Annotated in this window: 31 protein-coding genes; 14 read left to right on the forward strand and 17 right to left on the reverse strand. The window is 54.2% G+C overall.

Features of this window, described 5'->3' with window-relative positions; translation table 11 throughout:
• Positions 1–3: 3 nt before the first annotated feature.
• From npr to ACOTZP_RS08625, 11 genes are all read right to left on the reverse strand, one after another.
• Positions 4–276 carry a PTS phosphocarrier protein NPr gene (gene npr / locus ACOTZP_RS08575; protein WP_003861872.1) on the reverse strand — a complete coding sequence of 91 codons (273 nt, stop codon included), beginning with the start codon at positions 274–276 and terminating at the stop codon, positions 4–6.
• Positions 273–1,127 carry an RNase adapter RapZ gene (gene rapZ, locus ACOTZP_RS08580; RefSeq protein ID WP_003861870.1) on the reverse strand — a complete coding sequence of 285 codons (855 nt, stop codon included), beginning with the start codon at positions 1,125–1,127 and terminating at the stop codon, positions 273–275. Before rapZ ends, npr begins: the two co-directional genes overlap by 4 nt.
• A 45-nt stretch (positions 1,128–1,172) precedes the next feature.
• Positions 1,173–1,664, reverse strand: coding sequence for a PTS IIA-like nitrogen regulatory protein PtsN (gene ptsN, locus ACOTZP_RS08585; protein ID WP_003861869.1), 492 nt, complete (start codon positions 1,662–1,664; stop codon positions 1,173–1,175).
• An 82-nt stretch (positions 1,665–1,746) separates the two neighbouring features.
• Entirely contained in the window at positions 1,747–2,034 is a 288-nt protein-coding gene (gene hpf, locus ACOTZP_RS08590; RefSeq protein ID WP_014171818.1) for a ribosome hibernation promoting factor, read from the reverse strand.
• 22 nt (positions 2,035–2,056) lie between these two features.
• Positions 2,057–3,490, reverse strand: coding sequence for an RNA polymerase factor sigma-54 (gene rpoN / locus ACOTZP_RS08595; RefSeq protein WP_022649530.1), 1,434 nt, complete (start codon positions 3,488–3,490; stop codon positions 2,057–2,059).
• 47 nt (positions 3,491–3,537) lie between these two features.
• Positions 3,538–4,263, reverse strand: a complete 726-nt coding sequence (gene lptB / locus ACOTZP_RS08600) for an LPS export ABC transporter ATP-binding protein (protein ID WP_003861862.1) — start codon at positions 4,261–4,263, stop codon at positions 3,538–3,540.
• Positions 4,264–4,269: 6 nt separating this feature from the next.
• Entirely contained in the window at positions 4,270–4,824 is a 555-nt protein-coding gene (gene lptA / locus ACOTZP_RS08605; RefSeq protein WP_006812136.1) for a lipopolysaccharide ABC transporter substrate-binding protein LptA, read from the reverse strand.
• Positions 4,793–5,368: an LPS export ABC transporter periplasmic protein LptC gene (lptC, locus tag ACOTZP_RS08610; RefSeq protein ID WP_022649529.1), complete on the reverse strand. Its 576-nt coding sequence runs from the start codon at positions 5,366–5,368 to the stop codon at positions 4,793–4,795. Before lptC ends, lptA begins: the two co-directional genes overlap by 32 nt.
• Positions 5,365–5,931, reverse strand: coding sequence for a 3-deoxy-manno-octulosonate-8-phosphatase KdsC (gene kdsC, locus ACOTZP_RS08615; protein ID WP_017382729.1), 567 nt, complete (start codon positions 5,929–5,931; stop codon positions 5,365–5,367). Before kdsC ends, lptC begins: the two co-directional genes overlap by 4 nt.
• 14 nt (positions 5,932–5,945) lie before the next feature.
• Positions 5,946–6,932, reverse strand: coding sequence for an arabinose-5-phosphate isomerase KdsD (gene kdsD, locus ACOTZP_RS08620; protein ID WP_003861853.1), 987 nt, complete (start codon positions 6,930–6,932; stop codon positions 5,946–5,948).
• Positions 6,933–6,945: 13 nt separating this feature from the next.
• The gene (locus tag ACOTZP_RS08625) at positions 6,946–7,923 is read right to left on the reverse strand and encodes a calcium/sodium antiporter (RefSeq protein ID WP_003861852.1); all 978 of its coding nucleotides are present in this window, start codon (positions 7,921–7,923) and stop codon (positions 6,946–6,948) included.
• A gap of 227 nt (positions 7,924–8,150) precedes the next feature.
• Here ACOTZP_RS08625 and mlaF point away from each other — a divergent pair, with 227 nt between their 5' ends.
• The 7 genes from mlaF (at position 8,151) to murA (ending at position 12,944) form a co-directional block, all read left to right on the forward strand.
• On the forward strand, positions 8,151–8,963 hold the full coding sequence (mlaF, locus tag ACOTZP_RS08630) for a phospholipid ABC transporter ATP-binding protein MlaF (protein WP_022649527.1): 813 nt from the start codon (positions 8,151–8,153) through the stop codon (positions 8,961–8,963).
• A 7-nt stretch (positions 8,964–8,970) separates the two neighbouring features.
• Complete coding sequence (gene mlaE, locus ACOTZP_RS08635) at positions 8,971–9,753, forward strand: lipid asymmetry maintenance ABC transporter permease subunit MlaE (RefSeq protein WP_003861848.1); 783 nt, start codon at positions 8,971–8,973, stop codon at positions 9,751–9,753.
• A 4-nt stretch (positions 9,754–9,757) separates the two neighbouring features.
• The gene (gene mlaD / locus ACOTZP_RS08640) at positions 9,758–10,306 is read left to right on the forward strand and encodes an outer membrane lipid asymmetry maintenance protein MlaD (protein WP_022649526.1); all 549 of its coding nucleotides are present in this window, start codon (positions 9,758–9,760) and stop codon (positions 10,304–10,306) included.
• An 18-nt stretch (positions 10,307–10,324) separates the two neighbouring features.
• A complete protein-coding gene (mlaC, locus tag ACOTZP_RS08645; RefSeq protein WP_006812130.1) occupies positions 10,325–10,960 on the forward strand; it encodes a phospholipid-binding protein MlaC in 636 nt (211 codons plus the stop codon).
• On the forward strand, positions 10,960–11,253 hold the full coding sequence (gene mlaB, locus ACOTZP_RS08650; RefSeq protein ID WP_022649525.1) for a lipid asymmetry maintenance protein MlaB: 294 nt from the start codon (positions 10,960–10,962) through the stop codon (positions 11,251–11,253). Before mlaC ends, mlaB begins: the two co-directional genes overlap by 1 nt.
• 126 nt (positions 11,254–11,379) lie before the next feature.
• On the forward strand, positions 11,380–11,634 hold the full coding sequence (gene ibaG, locus ACOTZP_RS08655; protein ID WP_003861840.1) for a BolA family iron metabolism protein IbaG: 255 nt from the start codon (positions 11,380–11,382) through the stop codon (positions 11,632–11,634).
• Positions 11,635–11,684: 50 nt separating this feature from the next.
• On the forward strand, positions 11,685–12,944 hold the full coding sequence (gene murA / locus ACOTZP_RS08660; RefSeq protein ID WP_006812128.1) for a UDP-N-acetylglucosamine 1-carboxyvinyltransferase: 1,260 nt from the start codon (positions 11,685–11,687) through the stop codon (positions 12,942–12,944).
• A 63-nt stretch (positions 12,945–13,007) separates the two neighbouring features.
• Here the strand turns inward: murA and sfsB are convergent, their stop codons facing one another.
• Positions 13,008–13,295, reverse strand: coding sequence for a DNA-binding transcriptional regulator SfsB (gene sfsB, locus ACOTZP_RS08665; RefSeq protein WP_022649524.1), 288 nt, complete (start codon positions 13,293–13,295; stop codon positions 13,008–13,010).
• Between the two features lie 229 nt (positions 13,296–13,524).
• Complete coding sequence (ispB, locus tag ACOTZP_RS08670) at positions 13,525–14,496, reverse strand: octaprenyl diphosphate synthase (RefSeq protein WP_006812126.1); 972 nt, start codon at positions 14,494–14,496, stop codon at positions 13,525–13,527.
• A 257-nt stretch (positions 14,497–14,753) separates the two neighbouring features.
• Between ispB and rplU the strand changes: the two genes are divergently transcribed.
• The 4 genes from rplU (at position 14,754) to cgtA (ending at position 17,594) form a co-directional block, all read left to right on the forward strand.
• Positions 14,754–15,065: a 50S ribosomal protein L21 gene (gene rplU, locus ACOTZP_RS08675; RefSeq protein ID WP_003025032.1), complete on the forward strand. Its 312-nt coding sequence runs from the start codon at positions 14,754–14,756 to the stop codon at positions 15,063–15,065.
• A gap of 19 nt (positions 15,066–15,084) precedes the next feature.
• Positions 15,085–15,342: a 50S ribosomal protein L27 gene (rpmA, locus tag ACOTZP_RS08680; RefSeq protein ID WP_003861831.1), complete on the forward strand. Its 258-nt coding sequence runs from the start codon at positions 15,085–15,087 to the stop codon at positions 15,340–15,342.
• Positions 15,343–15,437: 95 nt separating this feature from the next.
• Positions 15,438–16,403 carry a DMT family transporter gene (locus ACOTZP_RS08685; protein ID WP_003861826.1) on the forward strand — a complete coding sequence of 322 codons (966 nt, stop codon included), beginning with the start codon at positions 15,438–15,440 and terminating at the stop codon, positions 16,401–16,403.
• A gap of 15 nt (positions 16,404–16,418) precedes the next feature.
• Positions 16,419–17,594: an Obg family GTPase CgtA gene (gene cgtA, locus ACOTZP_RS08690; RefSeq protein ID WP_271075425.1), complete on the forward strand. Its 1,176-nt coding sequence runs from the start codon at positions 16,419–16,421 to the stop codon at positions 17,592–17,594.
• 33 nt (positions 17,595–17,627) lie between these two features.
• Here the strand turns inward: cgtA and pmrB are convergent, their stop codons facing one another.
• Genes pmrB through dacB form a run of 3 tightly spaced genes read right to left on the reverse strand, consistent with a single transcriptional unit; the run spans position 17,628 to position 20,766 of the window.
• Positions 17,628–18,671, reverse strand: a complete 1,044-nt coding sequence (gene pmrB, locus ACOTZP_RS08695) for a two-component system sensor histidine kinase PmrB (protein WP_421633690.1) — start codon at positions 18,669–18,671, stop codon at positions 17,628–17,630.
• Positions 18,668–19,330 carry a two-component system response regulator PmrA gene (gene pmrA, locus ACOTZP_RS08700; protein WP_046620875.1) on the reverse strand — a complete coding sequence of 221 codons (663 nt, stop codon included), beginning with the start codon at positions 19,328–19,330 and terminating at the stop codon, positions 18,668–18,670. The genes pmrB and pmrA overlap by 4 nt, the downstream gene beginning before the upstream one ends.
• A 2-nt stretch (positions 19,331–19,332) precedes the next feature.
• Positions 19,333–20,766: a serine-type D-Ala-D-Ala carboxypeptidase gene (dacB, locus tag ACOTZP_RS08705; RefSeq protein WP_003861817.1), complete on the reverse strand. Its 1,434-nt coding sequence runs from the start codon at positions 20,764–20,766 to the stop codon at positions 19,333–19,335.
• 228 nt (positions 20,767–20,994) lie between these two features.
• Between dacB and greA the strand changes: the two genes are divergently transcribed.
• Complete coding sequence (greA, locus tag ACOTZP_RS08710) at positions 20,995–21,471, forward strand: transcription elongation factor GreA (protein ID WP_023298719.1); 477 nt, start codon at positions 20,995–20,997, stop codon at positions 21,469–21,471.
• A 151-nt stretch (positions 21,472–21,622) separates the two neighbouring features.
• Here the strand turns inward: greA and yhbY are convergent, their stop codons facing one another.
• Complete coding sequence (yhbY, locus tag ACOTZP_RS08715; protein WP_003861814.1) at positions 21,623–21,916, reverse strand: ribosome assembly RNA-binding protein YhbY; 294 nt, start codon at positions 21,914–21,916, stop codon at positions 21,623–21,625.
• A gap of 127 nt (positions 21,917–22,043) precedes the next feature.
• On the opposite strand from yhbY, the gene rlmE reads away from it, so the two are divergent.
• Positions 22,044–22,670, forward strand: coding sequence for a 23S rRNA (uridine(2552)-2'-O)-methyltransferase RlmE (gene rlmE, locus ACOTZP_RS08720; RefSeq protein ID WP_003861812.1), 627 nt, complete (start codon positions 22,044–22,046; stop codon positions 22,668–22,670).
• Between the two features lie 102 nt (positions 22,671–22,772).
• Complete coding sequence (ftsH, locus tag ACOTZP_RS08725; protein ID WP_003861810.1) at positions 22,773–24,707, forward strand: ATP-dependent zinc metalloprotease FtsH; 1,935 nt, start codon at positions 22,773–22,775, stop codon at positions 24,705–24,707.
• Positions 24,708–24,732: the final 25 nt, after the last annotated feature.

The following is a 24,732-nucleotide window of genomic DNA, read 5'->3' on the forward strand; positions in this document are numbered from 1 at the left end:
ACGTTAATCTTCGTCAAACCCGGCGTTAAACAGGGCAATCACTGCCGCCAGCGCTTCTTCTTCCTGCGGGCCGGTGGCTTCAACTTCAATCTGGCGGCCTTTGGCAGAATCCAGCATCAGCAGCGCAATCACGCTGTTGGCTTCTGCCTCGGTTCCCTCATCGTTGCGCAGCAGCACCTCAGCATCAAAACCCTGCATCAGTTCAAACAGCTTCATCGCCGGGCGCGCATGCATGCCCAGCTTATTGGTGATTTCGACGGTCTGTTTTACGGTCATGTTTTACGTTTTTCCAGCGTGCGATGACGGGACTGAACGTTCTTCCCGCGTGAGCGGAAGTAATCGGCCAGCTGTTCGGCAATGTAGACCGAACGATGTTTACCGCCGGTACAGCCAATCGCCACCGTCAGGTAGCTACGATTGTTTGTCTCCAGCATAGGTAACCATAGCTCAAGGTAGCTTCGCGTCTGGTAGATAAAATTGTGTACTTCTGTGTGTCGGTCGAGGAACGCCGCCACCGGCTTATCCAGACCGGTCATCGGACGCAGTTTCGGATCCCAGTGTGGGTTCGGCAGGAAACGCACATCAAAAACGTAATCCGCATCGATAGGGATACCGTGCTTAAAGCCGAAGGATTCAAACACCATCGTCAGTTCGCGCTCGCGCTTGCCGAGTAAGCGCGTACGCAGCATTTCCGCCAGCTCGTGGACGGACATTTCAGAGGTGTCGACAATCAGGTCGGCCCGGGAACGCAGCGGCTCAAGCAGATCGCTCTCTTTATCGATGGCGCTTTCCAGCGAAAGATTTTTACTGGAGAGCGGATGCAAACGACGTGTATCGCTGTAACGGCGGATCAGCGTGTTGCGGTCAGCGTCCAGGAACAAGAGCTGAGGCGAGAAGCACTCCGGCAGGCTGTTCATTGCCTGCTCGAAGATTTCCGGCGATTCCGGCATGTTACGCACGTCAATACTGACAGCGGCAGAGATTTGCCTGTCCGCCAGCGTCCGCGCCAGATCGGGTAACAGCACTACCGGCAGGTTATCTACGCAGTAAAATCCCATGTCTTCCAGCGCGCGCAGGGCCACGGACTTCCCGGACCCCGAACGACCGCTGACGATCATCAGCACCATGTTCCGTTTCTCCTCAGGGAAGCCGTTCTGAAGGCCCTTTCCCGATTATGCCTCATCCTGATTGCCTTCTGCTTCAGTGATAATTTGATAAAGCTCTTCATCACTTTGAGCTGAGCGCAGTCGACGACAAATGGTTTTATCCGCCAGACGTTTGGCAACCAGCGACAGCGTGTGCAGGTGGGTTTTGGTCTGATCGGCAGGAACCAGCAGCGCGAAGAGCAGATCCACAGGCTGGTTATCGATGGCGTCAAAAGCGATAGGCGTTTCCAGTTGCACAAACACCCCCACGGCACGCAGCGTATCTTCTTCCAGCTTGCCATGCGGGATCGCAATGCCATTGCCGATGCCGGTACTGCCCATTTTTTCACGGGTCAGAATGGCTTCAAACACGATCTGCGGCGGCAGACCCAGCTGTTTTGCGGCCAGCTCACTGATGATTTCCAGCGCACGTTTTTTGCTCTGGCAGTGAACGCCACTGCGGGTACAATCCTGGTTAAGGACATTGCTCAGTTGAAGAGCGGAATCGTTGTTTATCATAATTTCACCTAAGCGCTAACTGTACAAATGGCCTGTTGTGTTTCACAACAGGCCGTCCTGCACCCGTTAACTGCCCGGACAATTAGTGTTGTTTCAGTTTATCTTTATGTTTATTGAGCTGTCTCGCAAGCTTATCAATCAAGCCGTCGATAGCCGCGTACATGTCTTGCCCTTCCGCACTGGCATGAAGTTCCCCTCCGTTGACGTGCAGGGTCGCATCCGAGATATGCGTCACTTTCTCCACTTTCAACACAACATAGACCTGGTTGATCCTCTCGAAATACTGCTCGAGTTTCGCGAACTTAGCGTTTACAAAATCGCGTAAAGCCTCAGTAATTTCGACGTTATGTCCGGTGATATTGAGCTGCATAGTGTCTTCCTTATCGGTTGTGTCAAACCAGTTGTTTACGCTGGTTAGACGGCGGAATGGATAAAGACTCTCGATACTTCGCGACAGTACGGCGTGCCACCATAATACCCTGATCGGACAGCATGGTGGTTAACTTACTGTCACTGAGTGGCTTCGCGGGGTTCTCCGCGGCGATCAACTTCTTCACCAGTGCGCGAATAGCCGTTGACGAGGCTTCGCCGCCGCCTTCGGTGTTCACGTGGCTGGAGAAGAAATACTTAAGCTCAAAAATACCGCGTGGGCTGTGCAGATACTTCTGCGTGGTCACGCGGGAAATGGTTGATTCATGCATCTCGACGGCCTGGGCGATGTCCGCCAGCACCATCGGTTTCATAAACTCTTCGCCCTGCTCAAAGAATGCCTGCTGCTGTTCGACAATACAGCGGCTGACGCGCAGCAGCGTGTCATTACGGCTTTCCAGACTCTTAATCAACCAGCGTGCTTCCTGAAGGTTGCTGCGAATGTATTGATTATCAGCGTCGTTACGGGCGCTGGTGCACATGGAGGCGTATTGCTGGTTGATTTGCAGGCGAGGAATGCTATCGGCGTTCAGTTCAACGACCCAGCGGCCATTGTGTTTTCTCACCAGCACATCAGGAATAACGTATTCCGGTTCGCTGGTCTGGATAGATTGCCCCGGACGCGGATCGAGTGACTGGATCAGATTCACCGCTTCCTTCAGCACCTCTTCTTTGAGGCGCGTGACGCGCATCAGGGTGCGGAAGTCGTGATTTGCCAGCAAATCCAGATGCTCGCTGATGATGAGCCGGGCTTCGTCAATCCACGGTGTCTCTTTGGCAAACTGCGAAAGCTGGATCAGAAGGCAGTCGCGCAGATCTTTCGCGGCGACGCCAATCGGGTCGAAACGCTGAACGCGTTTCAGGACGGCTTCGATCTCTTCCAGTTCAATCTCGTCATCGCCGATGCTTTCCAGAATCTCGTCCAGCGTCACGGTCAAATAGCCCGTGTCGTCAACGGCATCGACAATCGAGGTGGCAATGGCGCGATCGGTATCGGAGAAAGGCGTCAGCTCCACCTGCCACATCAGGTAGTCCTGAAGCGACTGGGTAGTTTCGCCCTGGTAGACCGGGAGTTCATCGTCCTGGTAATCTGCACGCGTCCCGGAAGGGGTACCCGCGGTGTAGATTTCATCCCAGCTGGCATCCAGCGGCAGTTCCTCCGGCATCTCTTTCTGTTCGAGCGCATCTACGGAGTCGAGCGTTTCTGTGTCCTGCGTCTGCTGAGCGTCTACCTCGTCATGAAGATCGGTTTGCTCCAGCAGCGGATTGCTGTCCAGCGCCTGCTGGAGCTCCTGCTGGAGTTCTAACGTGGACAGCTGCAACAGACGGATTGCCTGCTGGAGCTGCGGCGTCATGGCCAGTTGCTGGCTGAGCCGTAATTGCAAACCTTGCTTCATGTTCAGAGCGTTTTTCTCCGGTTCGGCGTGACTTAACCTCTACCCTATCAGAGTCTGAAGTCTTCCCCAAGGTACACGCGCTTAACATGCTCATCTTCGAGGATTTGCTGCGGCGTACCGTGGGCAATCAGATGGCCCTGGCTCACTATGTAGGCGCGCTCACACACGGCCAGCGTTTCACGAACGTTGTGGTCCGTGATCAGCACGCCAAGCCCGCTGTCGCGCAGGTGCTCAATAATACGTTTGATATCGATAACGGAGATGGGGTCAACGCCCGCAAACGGTTCATCCAGGAGGATAAATTTCGGGTTTGCTGCCAGCGCGCGCGCAATCTCAACGCGGCGGCGTTCACCACCGGACAGCGCCTGACCGAGGCTGTCACGCAGATGTTCGATATGAAACTCTTCCATCAGCTCGTTCGCACGGTCAGTGCGCTGCTCGCTGGTCAGATCGTCACGGATCTGGAGCACGGCCATCAGGTTGTCGAACACGCTTAAGCGGCGGAAGATGGAGGCTTCCTGCGGCAGATAGCCGATGCCACGACGCGCGCGGGCATGCAGTGGCAGCAGACTGATATCTTCATCATCGATGATGATGTTGCCGGCGTCACGCGGGACGATGCCCACCACCATGTAGAAAGTCGTGGTTTTACCCGCCCCGTTAGGGCCAAGCAAACCCACGATTTCGCCGGAGTTGACGGTCAGACTGACATCTTCGACGACGCGGCGGCCCTTATACGCTTTCGCGAGGTTTTTTGCAGTTAAAGTTGCCATAACGAATTAGTTACTCTTTTTCTGTGCCGGAGCCTGGCCGTTGTTCTTGTCCTGCAATTGCGAAGGCACAAGAACGGTCGTGACGCGTTTGCCTTTTTCACTGGAGGCCTGCATTTTCTGCTCTTTCACCAGATAAGTGATCTTGTCGCCTTTGATATTGCTGTCCAGCTGTTCCAGGTAAGCATTACCGGTCAGGATGACCAGATCCTTCGCCAGTTCATAGTGCATATGCGAGGCATGGCCTTTCACCGGCTTGCCGTTGTCCTGCATCTGGTAGAAGGTGGCCGGGTTGCCATAACCATCGATAATCTCTTTGCCCTGCTCGCCGCCCGGTCGGGTAACGACCACTTTGTCGGCGTTGATTTTGATGGTGCCCTGGGTCATGACCACGTTGCCGGTAAAGGTGACGACGTTACCCTGCATATCCAGAGACTGGGTATCGGATTCAATATGAATCGGCTGTTCGGTATCGCCAGTCACAGCAAGCGCGGGAAGACTGGCCGCCAGCAGCGCGCTGGCGATAACAACTTTAAGGCTGAGTTTGTTTGTTTTGAATTTCATAGGAGGTTCTAACCTTTTCAATCAGCTCGGCGTTTTTGCTGCGTAAGTTCCCGCGCATTCTTAAACCGCTGGAATTAAATGTTGTGCCATACAGGGTGACTAAATCCTGCGACGTGACATCCTGGGTGACCAGGTTGATCTGGGCGTTATCCGTCGTAATTTTTCGCAGTTGCGCGTCAGCGGTCAGGGCGTTGACTTCAACGTGACCATACAGGTAAAGCATACGGTCATTTGTCAGTTTTGCCCGGTCAGACTTGATAGACCACGTCGGCACTTTGTCCGTATCAAAGGTGGTCATGACCGGTTGGGTAAACCACGAAGTACCGTCATCTGAAAAATATTCTACATGCTGAGCAACGAGGCGATAGTTCAGCGCGCCTTCCGGGCTATAGACCACGGTGTCGCTGTGATCGCTTTTATAGGTCGGGTCGCTCGTGTTAACCACTTCCGCTTGCGTATCTTCGCGGTCAGCGAGGTTTACGCCAATCAGTACCAGGGCGACAAGCGCAAGCAGAATGATAACCCAACGTCTGGTTTTACTCATATCGATTGCCCTTTCGCCTCATCAAGCTTGCCCTGCGCCAGCAGAAGCAGATCGCAGACTTCACGGACGGCGCCGCGGCCACCGTGAATATGGGTAACATAATCAGCACGCGGGATCAGCAGCGGGTGCGCGTCAGCCACGGCGATGCTCAGACCCACCTCCGCCATGACTGGCCAGTCGATCAAATCATCCCCGACGTATGCCACATTCTCTGGTGCAATGGCCAGTTTTCCCAACAGATCCCGGAAGGCTACCATCTTATCAGACTGCCCCTGATAGAGATGGGTAATGCCCAGCGTTTCACACCGATCTTCTACCAGTTTAGCTTTCCGCCCGGTGATGATTGCAACTTCAATACCGGACGTGAGCGCACAGCGGATACCGTAACCGTCGCGAACGTTAAAGGCTTTCAGCTCTTCGCCGTTATTGCCCATATAAATCAGACCGTCGGAGAGCACACCATCCACATCGAGGATCAGCAGGCGGATATTTTCCGCCTTTGCCATCATGTGGGCGCTCACCGGGCCATAACAGGTTGCAAGGGATGCACCCGCATTACTCATTGTCTTATCCTTCATTACACTACGCCAGCGCGCAGCAGATCATGCATATGTACCACACCCAGCAGTTGGTCGCCATCGGCAACCATCACTGAGGTAATATGACGGGACTGCATCAGGTTCAGTACATCTACCGCCAGCGTGCCCGGACGGACGCGGATCCCGCCTGGTGTCATTACATCAGCGATGCCCAGCGTTCGGACATCCACACCCATATCGAATACCCGGCGCAGGTCGCCGTCGGTGAAAATGCCCTGAATTTTCATCAGATCGTCGCAGATAACCGTCATGCCCAGGTTTTTACGGGTGATCTCCAGTAACGCGTCGCGCAAAGAGGCCTCTTTGCTGACGTGCGGGATCTCATCCCCGGTGTGCATAATATCGTTGACCCGCAGCAGCAGTTTGCGCCCGAGCGCGCCGCCGGGGTGAGACAGGGCGAAATCTTCTGGCGTAAAACCGCGGGCTTCCAGCAGCGCAACGGCAAGGGCATCGCCCATCACCAGCGCGGCGGTTGTGCTGGAGGTCGGCGCCAGCCCCAGCGGACAGGCTTCTTTCGGCACCTTCACGCACAGGTGAATATCTGCCGCACGCGCCATGCTGCTTTCCGGGCGGCTGGTCATGCAAATCAGCGGTACGTGCAGACGCTTCAGCACCGGGATCAACGCCAGGATTTCATTCGATTCCCCGGAGTTGGACAGCGCAATAACCACGTCCTGCGGCGTAACCATGCCGAGGTCACCGTGCGCGGCTTCACCGGGATGAACGAAGAATGACGACGTGCCGGTACTGGCAAAGGTCGCCGCCATTTTGCGCCCGATATGGCCGGATTTGCCCATCCCCATCACCACGACTTTACCGGCGCAGTAGAACATCTTCTCACAGGCCAGACTAAAATCCTGATTAATGTACTGATCTAACTGCGCCAGACCTTCACGTTCAATCTCCAGAACGTCTTTGCCTGCTTTCTGAAAGTCAAAACCCGGCTGCAATTCTATTTGCGACATAATGCGTTTCCGTTTACCCAGAGAGAAGTGGCGAGAGCCAGTACAGCATCGCCAGCCATACGATAAATCCACCCGTCAGCAGCGCGCCCGCGCCTTTGCCGATCTGCTCTTTTCGCCGCCAGCAGAGCAGGGCGAAAATTACGCTGACCAGTAGCATCACACCGTAATCGCGCGTGAAGACCATAGGGTTAAACGGCCCCGGTGAGATTAATGCCGGCAGCCCCGTCACGATCGCGATATTGAAAATATTCGAGCCAATGATATTGCCAATGGCGATATCATCTTCCCCTTTACGCGCCCCGGCGATGGCGGTAGCCAGTTCTGGCAGGCTGGTGCCGATGGCGATGACCGTCAGACCGATTGTCAGTTCGCTCATCGCAAACGCGTTCGCCAGCACCGTCGCGTTATCGACCACCATCCGCGTGGCCATTGGCATTATAATCAGCGCGACGCCCAGCCACAGCAGGGCGACGGGTAAGGTCCCTTCCCGTGGCAGCTCGGCGAGATGCTCACGCGTGAGGCTATCATTACCCTGTTTTTCCGCCAGACGTGCGATCTTCACGCTGTAAAGCAACCAGATCACGGCCAGGGCGAGCAGGAATATACCGTCACCGACGCTCAGCACCCCGTCATAAAGCACATAGCCTGCCAGCAGACTGACGACTAACATTAGCGGCAATTCACGACGCAAAACATCGGAATGTACGCGAAATGGATGCAGTAATGCGGCTAAGCCTAAAATCAGCAAGATATTGACGATGTTAGAGCCAATCGCAGTGCCAATAGCGAGGTCGACCTGGCCATGCAACGAGGCTGAAACAGAAACGATGATTTCAGGAAGCGATGTGCCTACACTGACCACCGTCATCCCAATAATGATGGGCGGCATGCCAATGAGTCGACAGAGAATGGATGCGGCAAAGACCAAACGGTCAGCACTGTAGACCACCAACAGTAAACCAATTATTAACAGTGCTGTTGCTAAAAGCATCAAAAGTCCTTTCTTCAGGTATACTCGCTGGTCCACTGCGCACGAATTTTAGCGCCAGATGAAGTCTGAGACGTGACGAATTCCTAATTTTGACTTTATGCGCCGGAAAAGTAAAACAAATGCCAGCTTTCGCTAACCCCAATAGTGAATATTCTGTAAAAATGCGGGGTTTAGGGCTGATTTACGCTTCATGCCAGCAGTGAAGCAAGGTAAGTAAGGAACCATAAATGAGCCAAACGATGGCGAATATAGTCGATGTCCGGGGCGTCAGTTTTTCTCGCGGCAACCGGGTGATATTTGATGATATTTCGCTGACCGTGCCGCGCGGTAAAATCACCGCCATCATGGGGCCGTCAGGGATCGGTAAAACGACGTTGCTGCGTCTTATCGGCGGGCAAATCCCCCCTGATAGCGGCGAAATTCTCTTCGACGGTGAAAACGTCCCGGAGATGTCTCGCTCGCGCCTCTACACGGTTCGCAAACGGATGAGCATGCTCTTTCAGTCGGGTGCGCTATTCACCGATATGAACGTATTTGACAACGTGGCCTATCCGCTGCGTGAGCATACCCATCTACCTCCTGCGCTGTTGCACAGCACGGTGATGATGAAGCTCGAAGCCGTGGGGTTGCGGGGGGCTGCGAAACTTATGCCGTCCGAACTCTCGGGTGGGATGGCGCGCCGCGCCGCGCTGGCGCGTGCTATTGCCCTGGAACCCGATTTAATCATGTTCGATGAACCGTTCGTCGGGCAGGACCCTATCACCATGGGCGTGCTGGTGAAGTTAATCTCGGAGCTGAACAGCGCCCTTGGCGTCACCTGCGTGGTGGTTTCCCACGACGTGCCGGAAGTGCTGAGTATTGCTGATTACGCCTATATTGTGGCTGACAAAAAGATCGTCGCCCACGGCAGCGCTCAGGCGTTGCAGGAAAATGGCGATCCGCGCGTGCGGCAGTTCCTGGACGGTATCGCAGATGGGCCGGTGCCTTTCCGCTATCCGGCGGGCGACTATCATGACGATTTACTGGGAATAGGGAGTTAATCCACTCATGCTGTTAAATGCGTTGGCGGGTCTTGGACACCGTGGCCTAAAAACCATCAGTACGTTCGGGCGTGCCGGATTAATGTTGTTCAACGCGCTGGTTGGCAAACCGGAGTTCCGCAAGCATGCGCCGTTACTGGTGCGGCAGCTTTATAACGTCGGCGTGCTGTCGATGCTTATCATCATCGTGTCGGGTCTGTTTATTGGCATGGTGCTAGGGTTGCAGGGGTATCTGGTGCTGACAACCTACAGCGCGGAAACCAGCCTTGGCATGCTGGTGGCGCTCTCGCTGCTGCGTGAACTCGGGCCGGTTGTAGCAGCGCTGCTGTTCGCCGGGCGTGCCGGATCGGCGCTGACGGCTGAAATTGGCCTGATGCGCGCCACAGAGCAGCTCTCCAGTATGGAGATGATGGCGGTCGATCCGCTGCGCCGGGTGATCTCGCCGCGCTTCTGGGCCGGGGTTATCTCCTTACCGTTACTGACTATCCTCTTTGTGGCGGTAGGTATCTGGGGAGGCGCGCTGGTTGGCGTCAACTGGAAAGGCATTGATGCCGGGTTCTTCTGGTCTGCCATGCAGGACGCCATCGATCTGCGGATGGATCTGGTGAACTGTCTGATCAAGAGCGTGGTTTTCGCTGTGACGGTTACCTGGATTGCGTTGTTTAATGGTTACGATGCCATTCCGACGTCGGCGGGCATTAGCCGTGCAACGACGCGTACTGTCGTACATTCGTCGCTGGCCGTTTTAGGTCTGGATTTTGTGCTCACCGCACTGATGTTTGGGAATTGAGTTCATGCAAACGAGAAAAAATGAAATTTGGGTTGGCGTGTTTTTGCTTCTGGCGCTGCTGGCCGCGCTGTTTATCTGCCTGCGCGCGGCGGACATCACCTCTGTTCGCACCGAGCCGACGTATCGCGTCTACGCGACTTTCGATAATATCGGCGGCCTGAAGGCGCGCTCACCGGTCCGTATTGGTGGCGTCGTTATTGGACGTGTCGCTGACATTACGCTTGATGAGAAAACCTATCTGCCGCGCGTCGCAATGGATATCGAAGAACGCTATAACCACATTCCTGACACCAGCTCGCTCTCTATCCGCACCTCTGGCCTGCTGGGGGAGCAATATCTGGCCCTTAACGTTGGTTTTGAAGATCCTGAGCTGGGAACGTCTATCCTTAAAGACGGTAGCGTAATCCAGGATACCAAGTCAGCGATGGTGCTGGAAGATATGATTGGTCAGTTCCTTTACAACAGTAAAGGGGATGATAAAAAGTCTGACGATGCCCCTGCGCAGAGTGAAGACCACACCAACGTCGAACCGACGCCAGGCGCGACGAATTAATTTCAGGAGAAGTCATTCATGTTTAAACGACTGTTAATGGTTGCCATGCTGGTCATTGCCCCTCTAACCGCGGCGCACGCTGCGGATCAGAGTAACCCGTACAAACTGATGGATGAGGCCGCGAAGAAAACCTTCGACCGTCTTAAAAACGAACAGCCCAAAATCCGTTCTAACCCTGATTATCTGCGTGATGTGGTGGATCAGGAACTGCTGCCGTATGTGCAGATCAAGTACGCGGGCGCACTGGTGCTGGGCCGTTACTACAAAGACGCGACCCCGGCGCAGCGCGAGGCTTACTTTGCGGCGTTCCGTGAATACCTGAAACAGGCTTACGGCCAGGCGCTGGCGATGTACCACGGGCAGACCTATCAGATTGCTCCTGAACAGCCGCTGGGCGATGCCACCATCATTCCTATCCGCGTGACGATTATCGATCCAAACGGTCGTCCACCGGTACGCCTGGACTTCCAGTGGCGTAAAAACAGCCAGACCGGAAACTGGCAGGCGTACGACATGATCGCTGAAGGCGTCAGCATGATCACCACTAAACAGAACGAGTGGAGCGATCTGCTGCGCACCAAAGGCATCGATGGCCTGACGGCTCAGCTTCAGTCCATCTCTCGTCAGAAAATTACCCTGGACGAGAAGAAGTAATGTCACAGCAGCTTAGCTGGGCGCGTGACGGCGAGACGTTGACGCTGACGGGAGAGCTGGATCAGGATCTGCTTAACCCGCTGTGGGACGCTCGCCATAACGCGATGCAGGGCGTGACGTTGATTGATCTCCATGGCGTCACGCGGGTAGATACCGCCGGTATCGCCCTGCTGGCGCACCTGGTGGCCACGGGCAAAAAGCAGGGGAGTAGCGTCACCCTGACGGGGGTAAGCGATAATGTCGTAACCCTTGCACAGCTTTACAATTTGCCTGAAGACGTATTACCTCGCTAACTTTTTCAGTACGTTACTTCCGAAAGCCCCGACAGTTTACGCGTCGGGGCTTTTTGCTTGTTTAAGACCGCGCCACTTTGCTCTAAGATGTTGAGCTTGTTTTCACTATCAGATGATGTAGACCCCATGGAAAATAATGAAATCCAGACAGTGCTGATGAATGCACTCTCCCTTCAGGAAGCCCACGTCTCTGGCGATGGCAGTCACTTCCAGGTTATTGCTGTGGGTGAGATGTTCGACGGAATGAGTCGCGTGAAGAAACAGCAGGCTGTGTACGCGCCGCTGATGGAATACATTGCGGATAACCGCATCCACGCCCTGTCGATTAAAGCGTTCACCCCACAGGAGTGGGCACGCGATCGCAAACTAAACGGTTTTTGAGCTGAGGGCGAAGCGCCCGCAGCACGGTTGAATTTATAAGAGAGCAAACGATGGATAAATTTCGTGTACAGGGACCCACGCGTCTCCAGGGCGAAGTCACAATTTCTGGCGCTAAAAACGCCGCGCTGCCCATTCTTTTCGCTGCGCTGCTCGCAGAAGAGCCGGTAGAGATCCAGAACGTACCGAAGCTGAAAGATATCGACACGACCATGAAGTTGCTCGGCCAGTTGGGCACCAAAGTGGAGCGTAACGGTTCCGTCTGGATTGATGCCAGCAACGTGAACAACTTCTCAGCGCCGTATGAGCTGGTGAAAACCATGCGTGCTTCCATCTGGGCGCTTGGCCCGCTGGTTGCGCGTTTCGGTCAGGGACAGGTTTCACTGCCGGGCGGATGCGCTATCGGCGCCCGTCCAGTCGACCTGCATATCTTCGGTCTGGAAAAGCTGGGCGCGGAGATCAAGCTGGAAGAGGGGTACGTTAAAGCGTCCGTCAACGGTCGCCTGAAAGGCGCGCACATTGTCATGGACAAAGTGAGCGTGGGTGCAACGGTAACCATCATGTCGGCTGCTACGCTGGCAGAAGGCACTACCATCATCGAAAACGCCGCCCGAGAGCCGGAAATCGTGGATACCGCGAACTTCCTGGTCGCGCTGGGGGCGAAGATCAGCGGGCAGGGCACAGACCGTATCACCATCGAAGGCGTTGAACGTCTGGGTGGTGGTGTGTACCGCGTACTGCCAGACCGTATCGAAACCGGTACTTTCCTGGTAGCGGCTGCCATTTCTGGCGGTAAGATTGTTTGTCGTAACGCACAACCGGATACCCTGGATGCGGTGCTGGCGAAACTGCGCGATGCGGGTGCGGACATTGAAATTGGTGAAGACTGGATCAGCCTCGATATGCACGGGCAGCGTCCTAAAGCCGTTAACGTGCGCACTGCGCCACATCCGGCATTCCCGACGGATATGCAGGCACAGTTCACCCTGTTGAACCTGGTGGCCGAAGGCACAGGCTTCATCACGGAAACTATCTTCGAAAACCGTTTCATGCACGTACCGGAACTGATCCGTATGGGTGCGCATGCTGAGATTGAAAGCAACACGGTCATTTGCCACGGCGTTGAAAAACTGTCCGGTGCGCAGGTGATGGCGACCGATCTGCGCGCGTCTGCGAGCCTCGTACTGGCAGGTTGTATTGCAGAAGGGACTACCGTTGTCGATCGTATCTACCACATCGATCGTGGTTACGAGCGTATTGAAGACAAACTGCGCGCGCTGGGTGCGAATATCGAGCGTGTGAAGGGCGAGTAATCGTTCCGGCACCCCCCTGCCAGAACAGGCCGGGGGATTGCTGTTCCTGTAAATCCGGGTGCATCAGTCCTGATGTGCTTTCTTCGCTTTGCTCTGGCGCATCATGCGCGTTCTGTCGATAAATTCATGGGTAATGGGATCGTGATAGCGTGACGGCCATATCACCCACGGATGCGTATCCAGCGCCGTCGCAATAATCAGTTCCCCCTTCGGCCATGGGCGGGTCAGGGCGTTTGCCAGCGTCGACGAGCTCAGCCCATGACGACGTGATTCGGCAGCCAGCGATGTCCCTTTTTTACGCAGTGCCGCAATAATGTCAGCAGAATGCCAGTCGATGAATTTTGTATCCATAATGCTGTCCTTGTGTTCGTTATCGTCCACGTCGTTTCGTGTGAAAAGACAGCATTACTATACTCACTTCGAACATCTGTTCTAAAAAGTTCATGTTACGAGAAGCAATATTCAGAATAAGGCACGGCTTTATACATACGGCCTGTAACCTGATGAGCTTACGCGTAAATGTAATTTATTGGTGCGTACTGGAACCTCCCTACGAGATCGCAGGGAGATGAGGAGGGGATTAACGGTCGCGCTGGACGGCGATGTGCGCGAGACCGATTAGCGCGTCACGCCATGGGCTGTCGGGAATGACCTGAATTGCGGCGATGGCTTTGTCTGCTTCTTCTTCAGCACGCTGACGCGTCCATTCAAGGGAACCACAGATGGCCATTGTTTCCAGTACCGGTTCCAGAAGATGGCGACCATTTCCCTGCTCGATAGCCTCCCGGATCATTTTCGCCTGCTCTGGTGTGCCATTGCGCATCGCGTGGAGCAGCGGCAGCGTTGGCTTGCCTTCGTTCAGGTCATCACCAACGTTTTTACCGAGCGTTTCGCCATCCGCGCTGTAGTCCAGCAAATCATCAATCAGCTGGAACGCGGTGCCGAGGTAACGGCCGTAGTCCTGAAGCCCTTTTTCCTGAGCTTCGCTACAGCCTGCCAGAATGCCGGAGCACTGTGCGGCGGCTTCAAACAGACGTGCGGTCTTGCTGTAAATCACCCGCATATAGTTTTCTTCGGTGATGTCCGGGTCGTTAACGTTCATCAACTGTAGGACTTCGCCTTCAGCGATAACGTTTACGGCTTCTGACATCACTTCCAGCACCTTCAGCGAGCCAAGGCTGGTCATCATCTGGAAGGCTCGGGTATAGATAAAATCCCCTACCAGAACGCTTGCCGCATTACCAAACGCGGCATTGGCGGTGGCTTTGCCACGACGCATGTCTGATTCATCCACAACATCGTCATGAAGCAGGGTGGCGGTGTGGATAAATTCGATCAGCGCCGCGATCGTGACGTGGGCATTTCCCTGATAGCCAACCGCGCGTGCGGCCAGAATGGCAATCATCGGACGAATACGTTTACCGCCGCCGCTGACGATGTAATAGCCCAACTGATTGATCAGCTGAACGTCAGAGTTGAGTTGCTCCAGGATTGCTGCATTCACACCCGCCATATCTTGCGCGGTTAACTCATTGATTTTTTCTAAATTCATCGCAAAAGCCGGGCTTTTTATCCTGTTTATCCCACACGAGATGGGTACACAAAGGGTTTCGGTTTATAAATAGTATTGCTGATTGTACTGAAAAAATGGCTCAGATAAACGTTACCGTACGTGTTGTGTTTTTTTTCTTCATGTATTGATGGTAGCACTTGTCAAAGGCTCGCGTTTTGCGTAATATTCGCGCCCTATTGTGAATATTTATAGCGCACTCTGAATCATACGAGGATGTGCGCGGAAGCGGAGTTTATATGTACGCGGTTTTCCAAAGTGGTGGTAAACAACACCGAGTAAGCGAAGGTCAGACCGTTCGCCTGGAAAAGCTGGACATCGCAACTGGCGAATCTGTTGAGTTCGCTGAAGTTCTGATGATCGCAAACGGTGAAGAAGTCAAAATCGGCGTTCCTTTCGTTGATGGCGGCGTTATCAAAGCTGAAGTTGTTGCTCACGGTCGTGGCGAGAAAGTTAAAATCGTTAAGTTTCGTCGTCGTAAACACTATCGTAAGCAGCAGGGCCACCGTCAGTGGTTCACTGATGTGAAAATTACTGGCATCAGCGCCTAAGACCTGAGGAGAGATTTAAATGGCACATAAAAAGGCTGGCGGCTCCACACGTAACGGTCGCGATTCAGAAGCTAAACGCCTGGGCGTTAAGCGTTTCGGTGGCGAATCCGTTCTGGCGGGTAGCATCATCGTTCGTCAGCGTGGCACCAAGTTCCACGCGGGTACCAACGTAGGTTGCGGTCGTGACCACACTCTGTTTGCTAAAGCAGACGGTAAAGTGAAATTTGAAGTTAAAGGCCCGAACAACCGTAAATACATCAGCATCGTTGCTGAGTAAGGTTTTCTCGGTCCGGTAACGGATTAAAGCCCCGCAACGTGTTGCGGGGCTTTTTACATTGGAAACCCGGAAAATTTTCTGTAGGGAAAACGGGCATGAAGCAGCAGGCCGGCATTGGTATTCTTTTGGCGCTCACTACCGCGATGTGCTGGGGTGCGCTGCCAATTGCAATGAAGCAGGTACTGGAAGTGATGGAACCGCCCACGGTGGTGTTTTATCGCTTCCTGATGGCAAGTATAGGCCTGGGCGCCATTCTGGCCGTCAAAGGTAAGCTGCCACCGCTGCGCATCTTCCGAAAACCGCGCTGGCTGGTGTTACTGGCTATCGCGACGGGCGGTCTGTTCGGTAACTTCATTCTGTTCAGCTCTTCCCTGCAATATCTTAGCCCTACAGCGTCGCAGGTGATTGGTCAGCTATCACCGGTCGGCATGATGGTCGCCAGCGTATTCATCCTCAAGGAGAAGATGCGCGGTACGCAGATCATCGGGGCAAGCATGCTGCTTTGCGGTCTGGTGATGTTCTTTAACACCAGTCTGATCGAGATTTTTACCCGCCTGACGGATTACACCTGGGGTGTCATTTTTGGGGTGGGCGCAGCAACGGTCTGGGTGAGTTATGGCGTCGCGCAAAAGGTGTTATTGCGTCGACTTGCCTCACAGCAGATCCTCTTTTTGCTGTACACTTTGTGTACACTGGCATTATTGCCGTTAGCTAAGCCGGGGGTGATTACCCAGCTCAGCGACTGGCAACTGGCGTGCCTCATTTTTTGTGGGCTGAACACGCTGGTCGGTTATGGCGCGCTGGCTGAAGCCATGGCGCGCTGGCAGGCAGCACAGGTGAGCGCCTTAATCACGCTTACCCCGCTGTTTACGCTGTTATTTTCAGATTTGTTATCAATGGCCTGGCCCGATGTCTTCGTCAAGCCGATGCTCAACCTGTTGGGTTATCTCGGTGCGTTTGTCGTGGTTGCGGGCGCGATGTATTCCGCCATTGGTCATCGTCTCTGGGGGCGTTGGCGCAAAAATGAAGCGGTTGTAATAGTCCCCCGCTCAGGCGAATGAGTTACGGAGAGTAAAATGAAGTTTGTTGATGAAGCGACGATTCTGGTCGTGGCAGGTGATGGCGGTAACGGTTGTGTAAGCTTCCGCCGTGAAAAATATATTCCTCGTGGCGGTCCTGACGGCGGTGACGGTGGGGACGGTGGCGACGTGTGGCTGGAGGCGGATGAAAACCTCAACACGCTGATCGACTACCGTTTCGAAAAATCTTTCCGCGCCGAACGTGGGCAGAACGGCCAGAGCCGCGACTGTACCGGTAAACGCGGTAAAGACGTGACGATCAAAGTGCCGGTAGGTACGCGTGTCATCGATCAGGGCACGGGCGAAACCATGGGTGATATGACCAAACACGGTCAGCGCCTGATGGTGGCGAAAGGCGGCTGGCACGGTCTGGGTAACAGCCGTTTCAAATCTTCCGTTAACCGTACCCCGCGTCAGAAAACCATGGGTACCCCGGGTGATAAGCGCGACCTGCAACTGGAACTGATGCTGCTGGCGGATGTGGGGATGCTGGGTATGCCAAACGCCGGTAAATCGACGTTTATCCGTGCGGTCTCTGCGGCGAAACCAAAAGTGGCAGATTATCCGTTTACGACGCTGGTACCGAGCCTGGGCGTTGTCCGTATGGATAACGAGAAGAGCTTCGTGGTCGCTGACATCCCGGGTCTGATTGAAGGGGCAGCAGAAGGCGCCGGTCTGGGGATTCGCTTCCTGAAGCACCTTGAGCGTTGTCGCGTACTGTTGCACCTCATCGACATCGATCCAATCGACGGTTCCGATCCGGTTGAAAACGCCCGTATCATTATCGGTGAGCTGGAGAAATACAGTGAAAAACTGGCGCAAAAACCGCGCTGGCTGGTATTTAACAAGATCGACCTGATGGACAAAGCGGAAGCTGAAGCGAAAGCGAAAGCGATTGCCGAAGCGATGGGTTGGGAAGATAAGTACTACCTGATCTCTGCCGCCAGCCAGGTTGGCGTGAAAGATCTCTGCTGGGATGTGATGACCTTTATCATCGAGAATCCGGTTGTTCAGGCAGAAGAGGCGAAACAGCCTGAAAAAGTCGAATTCATGTGGGATGAATACCACCGCCAGCAGCTCGAAGAGCTGGAAGCGGAAGAAGATGATGAAGACTGGGACGATGACTGGGATGAAGACGACGAAGAAGGCGTCGAGTTCATCTACAAGCACTAACCTCAGTATAAAGCCCCTTAACGGGGCTTTTTTTTATCCTATTTTCGCCGGTAACCAACAGCTGGCGATGAGGCCGCCCTCAGCGCCGTTCTTCAGCGTTAAATAGCCATGATGGAGCTGTACGATACGCTGTACGATGCTCAGCCCAAGGCCGCTGCCGCCGTAGCGCTGGTCGAGACGTCGGAAAGGTTCGGTGATCGACTGGCGGTGTGCCTCATCAATACCCGGCCCCTGATCGGTAACGCTCACCTGGGTACCGCTTTCCGTCGCTGTTAATGCCACTTCAATGGTTGTGCCTGCCGGGCTGTAGCGGGCGGCATTCTCCAGAAGGTTCCTTAGCATCAGACGTAACAGGACGGCGTCGCCCTGAACCGTCAGCGCGCTGTGGGCCGGCCATATCACCGTATGCTCTCTGGCTTCATGCTCCAGGCTAAGCGGAGCAATGATCGTCTCAGTCCAGTTCACGGTATCGTAATGGCCGCTGGCCATCGCCTGTCCGGCACGCGCCAGCATCAGCAGCTGTTCCACCGTGTGCATCAACTGATCGATCCGGTTTATCAGTGGCGTGGCCTGCGGGGAGCCGGACTGAGCCATCAGTTCCAGATGGAGCCTGATCCCCGCAAGCGGCGTACGTAACTCGTGTGCCGCATCGGCGGTAAACAGGCGTTCCTGTTGAATAGTGTGGTCCAGCCGGGCGAGGAGTTGGTTGAGGGACGTGGTTACTGCGCCTATCTCTTCCATATCAGAATACATCGGCAGGGGAGTCAGATTATCCGCCGAACGGTTCGCAAGGCTGGCGCGAAGTTTGTTGAGTGGTCGGGTGATCCAGGTGACGGCCCAGAATGAGAAGAGCAGGGTAAAACCGACCATCACCAGAGAAGGGACTAGCAGGGAGGCAATGGCTTCGCGGATCTCTTTTTCGACATGGTTGTTGCGCGCTTTCGCAGACAACGTTTCATTCACCAGAAAACCGATTTGCTCGCGGCTCTCATGCCACAGCCAGACTACGCTAACCAGTTGAAAAAATAGCAGTATAACCGCCAGCAACACCATTAATCGCCGGCGCATACTGTTCATTTCTGGCTCTCCAGACGGTAACCCACGCCACGTACGGTTTTGATGCGATCTTTACCGAGCTTGCGGCGCAGATTATGAATGTGAACTTCAAGCGTGTTTGATCCTGGATCGTCCTGCCAGGAGTAGATGTCCTGTTGCAGCGTTTCACGGTGCACGGTCTGCCCGCTGCGCATGATCAGACGCGTCAGCAGAGCGAACTCTTTTGGGGTCACTTCCACAGGCTGAGACTGGCGCAGCACCTGCTGAGTTTGCAGATTGAGGGTGATATCCCCGTCCGTCAGCATGTTGTCGCTGTGGCCCTGATAGCGGCGGATTAACGCCCGTACGCGAGCCTGTAGCTCGGCAAGGGCGAAGGGTTTTACCAGATAATCGTCAGCGCCAGAATCCAGCCCGTTAATTCTGTCTTCAATGGCATCGCGGGCGGTGAGAATCAATACGGGATTCTCCACTCCGCGACGACGCCACTGGCAGAGCAGCGTCGCGCCGTCTTTATCCGGCAGTCCCAAATCCAGAATCACAAGGCTGTATTCTCCGCTCTGGATCAAGGCATCTGCTTCAGCCGCCGTGGCGGCACAATCCAGGGCGTAGCCCTCATTCCCCAGTGCCAGCGCTAACCCTTCCTGTAATAACAGATCGTCTTCAACTATAAGTAGTTTCATCGCTAGTTATTCTGGTAGATGTCCTTATAGAGCCTGCTTTCGAAACGCACCAGTGGAATACGACGATTGCGCTGGTCAGCCGGTTCGACGGCATAGCCGGACAGATACTGCACAAAGGCCATGCGTTGCCCGCTGGCTGTCGTGATAAAACCGGCAAGGTTGTAAACGCCCTGCAGGGAACCCGTTTTGGCTGACACTTTGCCATCCACGCCTGCAGCGTGAAGGCCCGCACGGTACTGAAGTGACCCATCGTGTCCGGCGAGCGGCAGCATTGTAATAAAGTTTAGCTCAGCGTCATGCTGAGCGATGTACTGCAACACCTGCATCATGGTGGCCGGTGAGATCAGGTTATGGCGCGATAAACCGGAACCGTCGACAGCGATCGTATTGCCCAGATCGATACCCGCCTGCTGGCGCAGGATCTGACGTACGGCATCAGAACCGGCCCGCCAGGTTCCTGGCACACCAAAGCGCGCGTGCCCGATCATACGGAACACCGTGTCGGCAATCATGTTATCCGACTTTTTCAGCATAATCTTAAGCAAATCATGCAGTGGCGCGGACTGTTTGCTGGCAATCACCGTGCCTGGTTCATTCACCTGCGTCTGGCGCAGCAGCGTTCCGGTGTAGGTTATGCCCGCCTGCTTCAGTTCATCTTTAAAAATGGCACCGGCATAGCCTGCGCCATCCTGAATGGCAAAGGCCAGCGGGAGGGGATCGGCCCGCTGGGTCAGGCAGCCGGTGAGCGTATAGCGATTGAGATCGCCCGGTACCACGTCGAGCTCACAATACTGCGCCTCCGGGGAGCCTTTCGCCAGCGTCCGCACCTGGCTGAACATCGTGACCGGGTAATAAGACGCCACGCGGATAAACGCTAAGTCATTGGGTTTTGGCGCGCTGTAAAGCGATACGGAGAAGCAGTTACGGTCAACGATGGCGGCGGCTGGCGGGGCGCTAAAGCACTGCGTCATGTCGTTCCATGGCCAGCCAGGCGCTTTATCGTGGCTGGCGAAAATGGAGGTGTCGATCAGCACGTTGCCATCAATTTTTGTTACGCCGGATTTTTTCAGTACCGCCACCATGTTGCGGACATCCTGGCGCTTAAAGGTGGGATCGCCACCAAAACGGGCGATAAGATCGCCTTTCAGTTCGCCACCCTCAACGTTACCTCTGGTTTCAAGGGTGGTAGTAAAACGGAAGTCAGGCCCGAGCTGGAGCAGGGCGGCGAGGGCAGTGATCACCTTCTGGGTACTGGCAGGCAGCGCCATCTGTTGACTGTGATAGTCAATCTCGGGAGCCTGCGCGCCAACCTTCTGCACCATCAGGGCAAGGTTCGCGCCGGCGGGCAGTTGATTAATGTACTCATCAACATTCGCGGCCTGAACGGTGAACGTTATACTGGTAGTCAATCCGATGATAAAACTGGAAAATCGCATAATCTCGCGCTAACAACCCGAAAACAAACCGTCATACTACGGTGCATGGCACTGTAAAGTAAACGATGACCCATAGTGAACTTCGCGGTAAAATGCGTATCAAATTGAAAAATTGCTGCTGACCTGGGGCGTTGCTCCCGGGTCGGTTTTCTTTTTGCTTCTGGCCTGTTCAGGTGGGCTGGAGCAGGGAACACTGCTCCCAACAGGAATGTTTAAGAGGTATAACAAATGCAAGCTATTCCGATGACCTTACGTGGTGCCGAAAAACTGCGCGAAGAGCTGGATTTTCTGAAATCCGTACGTCGCCCTGAAATCATCGCCGCTATCGCGGATGCGCGTGAGCATGGCGACCTGAAAGAGAATGCTGAATACCACGCGGCGCGTGAGCAGCAGGGTTTCTGCGAGGGGCGCATCAAAGATATCGAAGCGAAACTGTCCAACGCGCAGGTTATCGATATCACTAAAATGCCAAACAACGGTCGCGTGATCTTTGGCTCTACCGTCACCGTCCTGAATCTGGACAACGACGAAGAGCAAACCTATCGCATCGTGGGTGATGATGAAGCGGACTTCAAACAGAACCTGATTTCGGTGAACTCCCCGATTGCTCGCGGCCTGATTGGCAAAGAGCAGGATGATGTTGTGATTATCCGCACCCCGGGTGGCGAAGTGGAATACGAAATTATTAAGGTTGAATACCTGTAATTCGCTTCTCTTCTAAGATGTTGATACATTGTAAAGAAAAGAAAAAGGCCGCATAGCGGCCTTTTATCAACTCAAGGAGCATGGCATTTTGCTCGCCTGCTGAAAGAAATCCCTCGTTTCACACAGAAAATGTGTTTGATTCAGGATATCCTTAACGTGGCAGCGAGATTTTGCGCTCTTTAGATGGGCGATAGAGCACCAGCGTTTTACCGATGACCTGTACATTACAGGCGCCGGTTTCGCGCACGATGGCTTCCACGATCAGGTTTTTAGTGTCTCTGTCTTCAGAGGCGATTTTCACCTTGATCAGCTCGTGGTGTTCCAGCGCTTGTTCAATCTCGGCAAGCACCCCTTCGGTCAAACCATTGTTGCCAAGCATCACTACAGGCTTGAGCGGATGTGCCAGACCTTTAAGGTGCTGTTTTTGTTTAGTACTCAGATTCATCGTATATTTTTGCTTACGTTGGGATTGAAAACGGTTCATTCTACCGCCATCTCCCTAATATCGCCAAATAGCTGCGTAGAAATTTACGTCACAGGCAAGTAACGATGAACCAGGACGGAAATGTTAAATGACAGGTAAAAAGCGTTCTGCCAGCTCCAGCCGCTGGCTTCAGGAACACTTTAGCGATAAATATGTTCAACAGGCGCAGAAAAAGGGGTTACGTTCCCGCGCCTGGTTTAAACTTGATGAAATACAGCAAAGTGACAAACTTTTTAAACCGGGAATGACGGTGGTCGACCTCGGTGCGGCACCTGGCGGATGGTCTCAGTATGCGGTTACGCAGATCGGCGGAACGGGCCGAATCATCGCATGCGATCTTTTACCAATGGATCCCATCGTCGGTGTCGACTTCCTTCAGGGCGACTTTCGTGATGAATTAGTGCTTAAAGCATTACTTGATCGTGTAGGTGACAGTAAGGTCCAGGTTGTCATGTCGGATATGGCACCAAATATGTGTGGAACACCGGCGGTGGATATCCCCCGCGCCATGTATCTGGTGGAACTAGCGTTAGAAATGTGTCGTGATGTACTAGCGCCTGGTGGTAGTTTTGTTGTGAAGGTGTTTCAGGGCGAAGGTTTCGAGGAGTATCTTAAGGAAATTCGCTCCCTGTTTGCGAAGGTCAAAGTTCGTAAGCCGGACTCTTCCCGGGCCCGTTCCCGTGAAGTGTATATTGTAGCGACCGGGCGAAAATGATAACCGGTAGATTTCAGGCGAAAGTTTGAATGAAACTGGATATAGAGTATCCTGACGCTGTTTTTAACACAGTTGTAATATGAGGTTAATCCCTTGAGTGACATGGCGAAAAACCTAATACTCTGGCTGGTCATTGCCGTTGTGCTGATGTCAGTTTTCCAGAGCTTTGGGCCCAGCGAGTCGAATGGCCGCAAGGTGGATTATTCTACCTTCCTGCAAGAGGTCAATCAGGACCAGGTTCGCGAAGCGCGTATCAACGGACGTGAGATCAACGTTACCAAGAAAGATAGTAACCGTTACACGACTTACATCCCGGTGAACGATCCTAAGCTGCTTGATAACCTTCTGACCAAAAACGTCAAAGTGGTAGGCGAGCCGCCGGAAGAACCAAGCCTGTTGGCTTCTATCTTCATTTCCTGGTTCCCGATGCTGCTTCTTATCGGTGTCTGGATCTTCTTTATGCGCCAGATGCAGGGCGGTGGTGGCAAAGGTGCCATGTCGTTCGGTAAGAGCAAGGCGCGTATGCTGACGGAAGACCAGATCAAGACCACCTTTGCTGACGTAGCAGGTTGTGACGAAGCAAAAGAAGAGGTGGGTGAACTGGTTGAATACCTGCGCGAGCCGAGCCGTTTCCAGAAACTGGGCGGTAAGATCCCGAAAGGCGTCCTGATGGTCGGCCCTCCGGGTACCGGTAAAACCCTGCTGGCAAAAGCCATCGCGGGTGAAGCGAAGGTCCCGTTCTTTACTATTTCAGGTTCTGACTTCGTTGAAATGTTCGTGGGTGTCGGTGCATCTCGTGTGCGTGACATGTTCGAGCAGGCTAAGAAGGCAGCACCGTGCATCATCTTCATCGATGAAATCGACGCCGTTGGCCGCCAGCGTGGCGCAGGCCTGGGCGGTGGTCACGATGAACGTGAGCAGACCCTGAACCAGATGCTGGTTGAAATGGACGGCTTTGAAGGTAACGAAGGTATCATCGTTATCGCGGCAACTAACCGTCCAGACGTACTCGACCCTGCGCTGCTGCGTCCAGGCCGTTTCGACCGTCAGGTTGTGGTCGGTCTGCCGGATGTTCGTGGTCGTGAACAGATCCTGAAAGTGCATATGCGTCGCGTACCGCTGGCACCAGATATCGACGCGGCAATCATCGCGCGTGGTACTCCAGGCTTCTCCGGTGCGGATCTGGCTAACCTGGTCAACGAGGCAGCACTGTTTGCCGCTCGCGGTAACAAGCGTGTAGTGTCCATGGTGGAATTTGAGAAAGCGAAAGACAAAATCATGATGGGTGCGGAACGTCGCTCCATGGTGATGACGGAAGCGCAGAAAGAGTCCACGGCATATCACGAAGCGGGCCACGCGATTATCGGTCGTCTGGTGCCGGAACACGATCCGGTACACAAGGTGACGATCATTCCACGCGGTCGTGCGTTGGGTGTGACCTTCTTCCTGCCTGAAGGCGACGCGATCAGCGCCAGCCGTCAGAAGCTGGAAAGTCAGATTTCAACCCTGTACGGCGGTCGTCTGGCAGAAGAGATCATCTACGGTGCGGAACATGTTTCCACCGGTGCGTCGAACGATATTAAAGTGGCGACAAACCTGGCACGTAACATGGTGACCCAGTGGGGCTTCTCCGACAAACTCGGTCCGCTGCTCTATGCAGAAGAAGAGGGCGAAGTATTCCTGGGCCGCTCCGTGGCAAAAGCGAAACATATGTCCGATGAAACGGCTCGTATCATCGACCAGGAAGTGAAAGCGCTGATTGAGCGTAACTACGCTCGCGCCCGTCAGATCCTGAATGACAATATGGACATCCTGCATTCGATGAAAGATGCGCTCATGAAATATGAGACCATCGATGCGCCGCAGATTGACGACCTGATGGCTCGCCGCGAAGTGCGTCCGCCAGCAGGCTGGGAAGACCCAGGCGCGTCTAACAATTCTGACAACAATGGCACCCCGCGTGCACCGCGTCCGGTCGATGAACCGCGTACGCCAAACCCGGGCAACACCATGTCAGAGCAGTTGGGCGACAAGTAAGTCACTGCTGTTGAAGCGTTTGTCT

The organism is Enterobacter cloacae complex sp. SYL001 (assembly GCF_049237025.1).
GTDB lineage: Bacteria > Pseudomonadota > Gammaproteobacteria > Enterobacterales > Enterobacteriaceae > Enterobacter > Enterobacter intestinihominis.

Bases quoted from the DNA above. Each gene is read 5' to 3' on its own strand.
- murA (WP_006812128.1), top strand. From the start codon at position 11,685: ATGGATAAATTTCGTGTACAGGGACCCACGCGTCTCCAGGGCGAAGTC.
- mlaF (WP_022649527.1), top strand. From the start codon at position 8,151: ATGAGCCAAACGATGGCGAATATAGTCGATGTCCGGGGCGTCAGTTTT.
- rpoN (WP_022649530.1), bottom strand. From the start codon at position 3,490: ATGAAGCAAGGTTTGCAATTACGGCTCAGCCAGCAACTGGCCATGACG.
- mlaC (WP_006812130.1), top strand. From the start codon at position 10,325: ATGTTTAAACGACTGTTAATGGTTGCCATGCTGGTCATTGCCCCTCTA.
- hpf (WP_014171818.1), bottom strand. From the start codon at position 2,034: ATGCAGCTCAATATCACCGGACATAACGTCGAAATTACTGAGGCTTTA.
- mlaD (WP_022649526.1), top strand. From the start codon at position 9,758: ATGCAAACGAGAAAAAATGAAATTTGGGTTGGCGTGTTTTTGCTTCTG.
- mlaB (WP_022649525.1), top strand. From the start codon at position 10,960: ATGTCACAGCAGCTTAGCTGGGCGCGTGACGGCGAGACGTTGACGCTG.
- ptsN (WP_003861869.1), bottom strand. From the start codon at position 1,664: ATGATAAACAACGATTCCGCTCTTCAACTGAGCAATGTCCTTAACCAG.
- kdsC (WP_017382729.1), bottom strand. From the start codon at position 5,931: ATGAGTAATGCGGGTGCATCCCTTGCAACCTGTTATGGCCCGGTGAGC.
- dacB (WP_003861817.1), bottom strand. From the start codon at position 20,766: ATGCGATTTTCCAGTTTTATCATCGGATTGACTACCAGTATAACGTTC.
- lptA (WP_006812136.1), bottom strand. From the start codon at position 4,824: ATGAAATTCAAAACAAACAAACTCAGCCTTAAAGTTGTTATCGCCAGC.
- rapZ (WP_003861870.1), bottom strand. From the start codon at position 1,127: ATGGTGCTGATGATCGTCAGCGGTCGTTCGGGGTCCGGGAAGTCCGTG.
- lptC (WP_022649529.1), bottom strand. From the start codon at position 5,368: ATGAGTAAAACCAGACGTTGGGTTATCATTCTGCTTGCGCTTGTCGCC.
- ftsH (WP_003861810.1), top strand. From the start codon at position 22,773: ATGGCGAAAAACCTAATACTCTGGCTGGTCATTGCCGTTGTGCTGATG.
- mlaE (WP_003861848.1), top strand. From the start codon at position 8,971: ATGCTGTTAAATGCGTTGGCGGGTCTTGGACACCGTGGCCTAAAAACC.
- pmrB (WP_421633690.1), bottom strand. From the start codon at position 18,671: ATGAACAGTATGCGCCGGCGATTAATGGTGTTGCTGGCGGTTATACTG.
- yhbY (WP_003861814.1), bottom strand. From the start codon at position 21,916: ATGAATCTGAGTACTAAACAAAAACAGCACCTTAAAGGTCTGGCACAT.
- ibaG (WP_003861840.1), top strand. From the start codon at position 11,380: ATGGAAAATAATGAAATCCAGACAGTGCTGATGAATGCACTCTCCCTT.
- cgtA (WP_271075425.1), top strand. From the start codon at position 16,419: ATGAAGTTTGTTGATGAAGCGACGATTCTGGTCGTGGCAGGTGATGGC.
- ACOTZP_RS08625 (WP_003861852.1), bottom strand. From the start codon at position 7,923: ATGCTTTTAGCAACAGCACTGTTAATAATTGGTTTACTGTTGGTGGTC.
- greA (WP_023298719.1), top strand. From the start codon at position 20,995: ATGCAAGCTATTCCGATGACCTTACGTGGTGCCGAAAAACTGCGCGAA.
- rplU (WP_003025032.1), top strand. From the start codon at position 14,754: ATGTACGCGGTTTTCCAAAGTGGTGGTAAACAACACCGAGTAAGCGAA.
- kdsD (WP_003861853.1), bottom strand. From the start codon at position 6,932: ATGTCGCAAATAGAATTGCAGCCGGGTTTTGACTTTCAGAAAGCAGGC.
- pmrA (WP_046620875.1), bottom strand. From the start codon at position 19,330: ATGAAACTACTTATAGTTGAAGACGATCTGTTATTACAGGAAGGGTTA.
- npr (WP_003861872.1), bottom strand. From the start codon at position 276: ATGACCGTAAAACAGACCGTCGAAATCACCAATAAGCTGGGCATGCAT.
- rlmE (WP_003861812.1), top strand. From the start codon at position 22,044: ATGACAGGTAAAAAGCGTTCTGCCAGCTCCAGCCGCTGGCTTCAGGAA.
- sfsB (WP_022649524.1), bottom strand. From the start codon at position 13,295: ATGGATACAAAATTCATCGACTGGCATTCTGCTGACATTATTGCGGCA.
- ispB (WP_006812126.1), bottom strand. From the start codon at position 14,496: ATGAATTTAGAAAAAATCAATGAGTTAACCGCGCAAGATATGGCGGGT.
- rpmA (WP_003861831.1), top strand. From the start codon at position 15,085: ATGGCACATAAAAAGGCTGGCGGCTCCACACGTAACGGTCGCGATTCA.
- lptB (WP_003861862.1), bottom strand. From the start codon at position 4,263: ATGGCAACTTTAACTGCAAAAAACCTCGCGAAAGCGTATAAGGGCCGC.
- ACOTZP_RS08685 (WP_003861826.1), top strand. From the start codon at position 15,438: ATGAAGCAGCAGGCCGGCATTGGTATTCTTTTGGCGCTCACTACCGCG.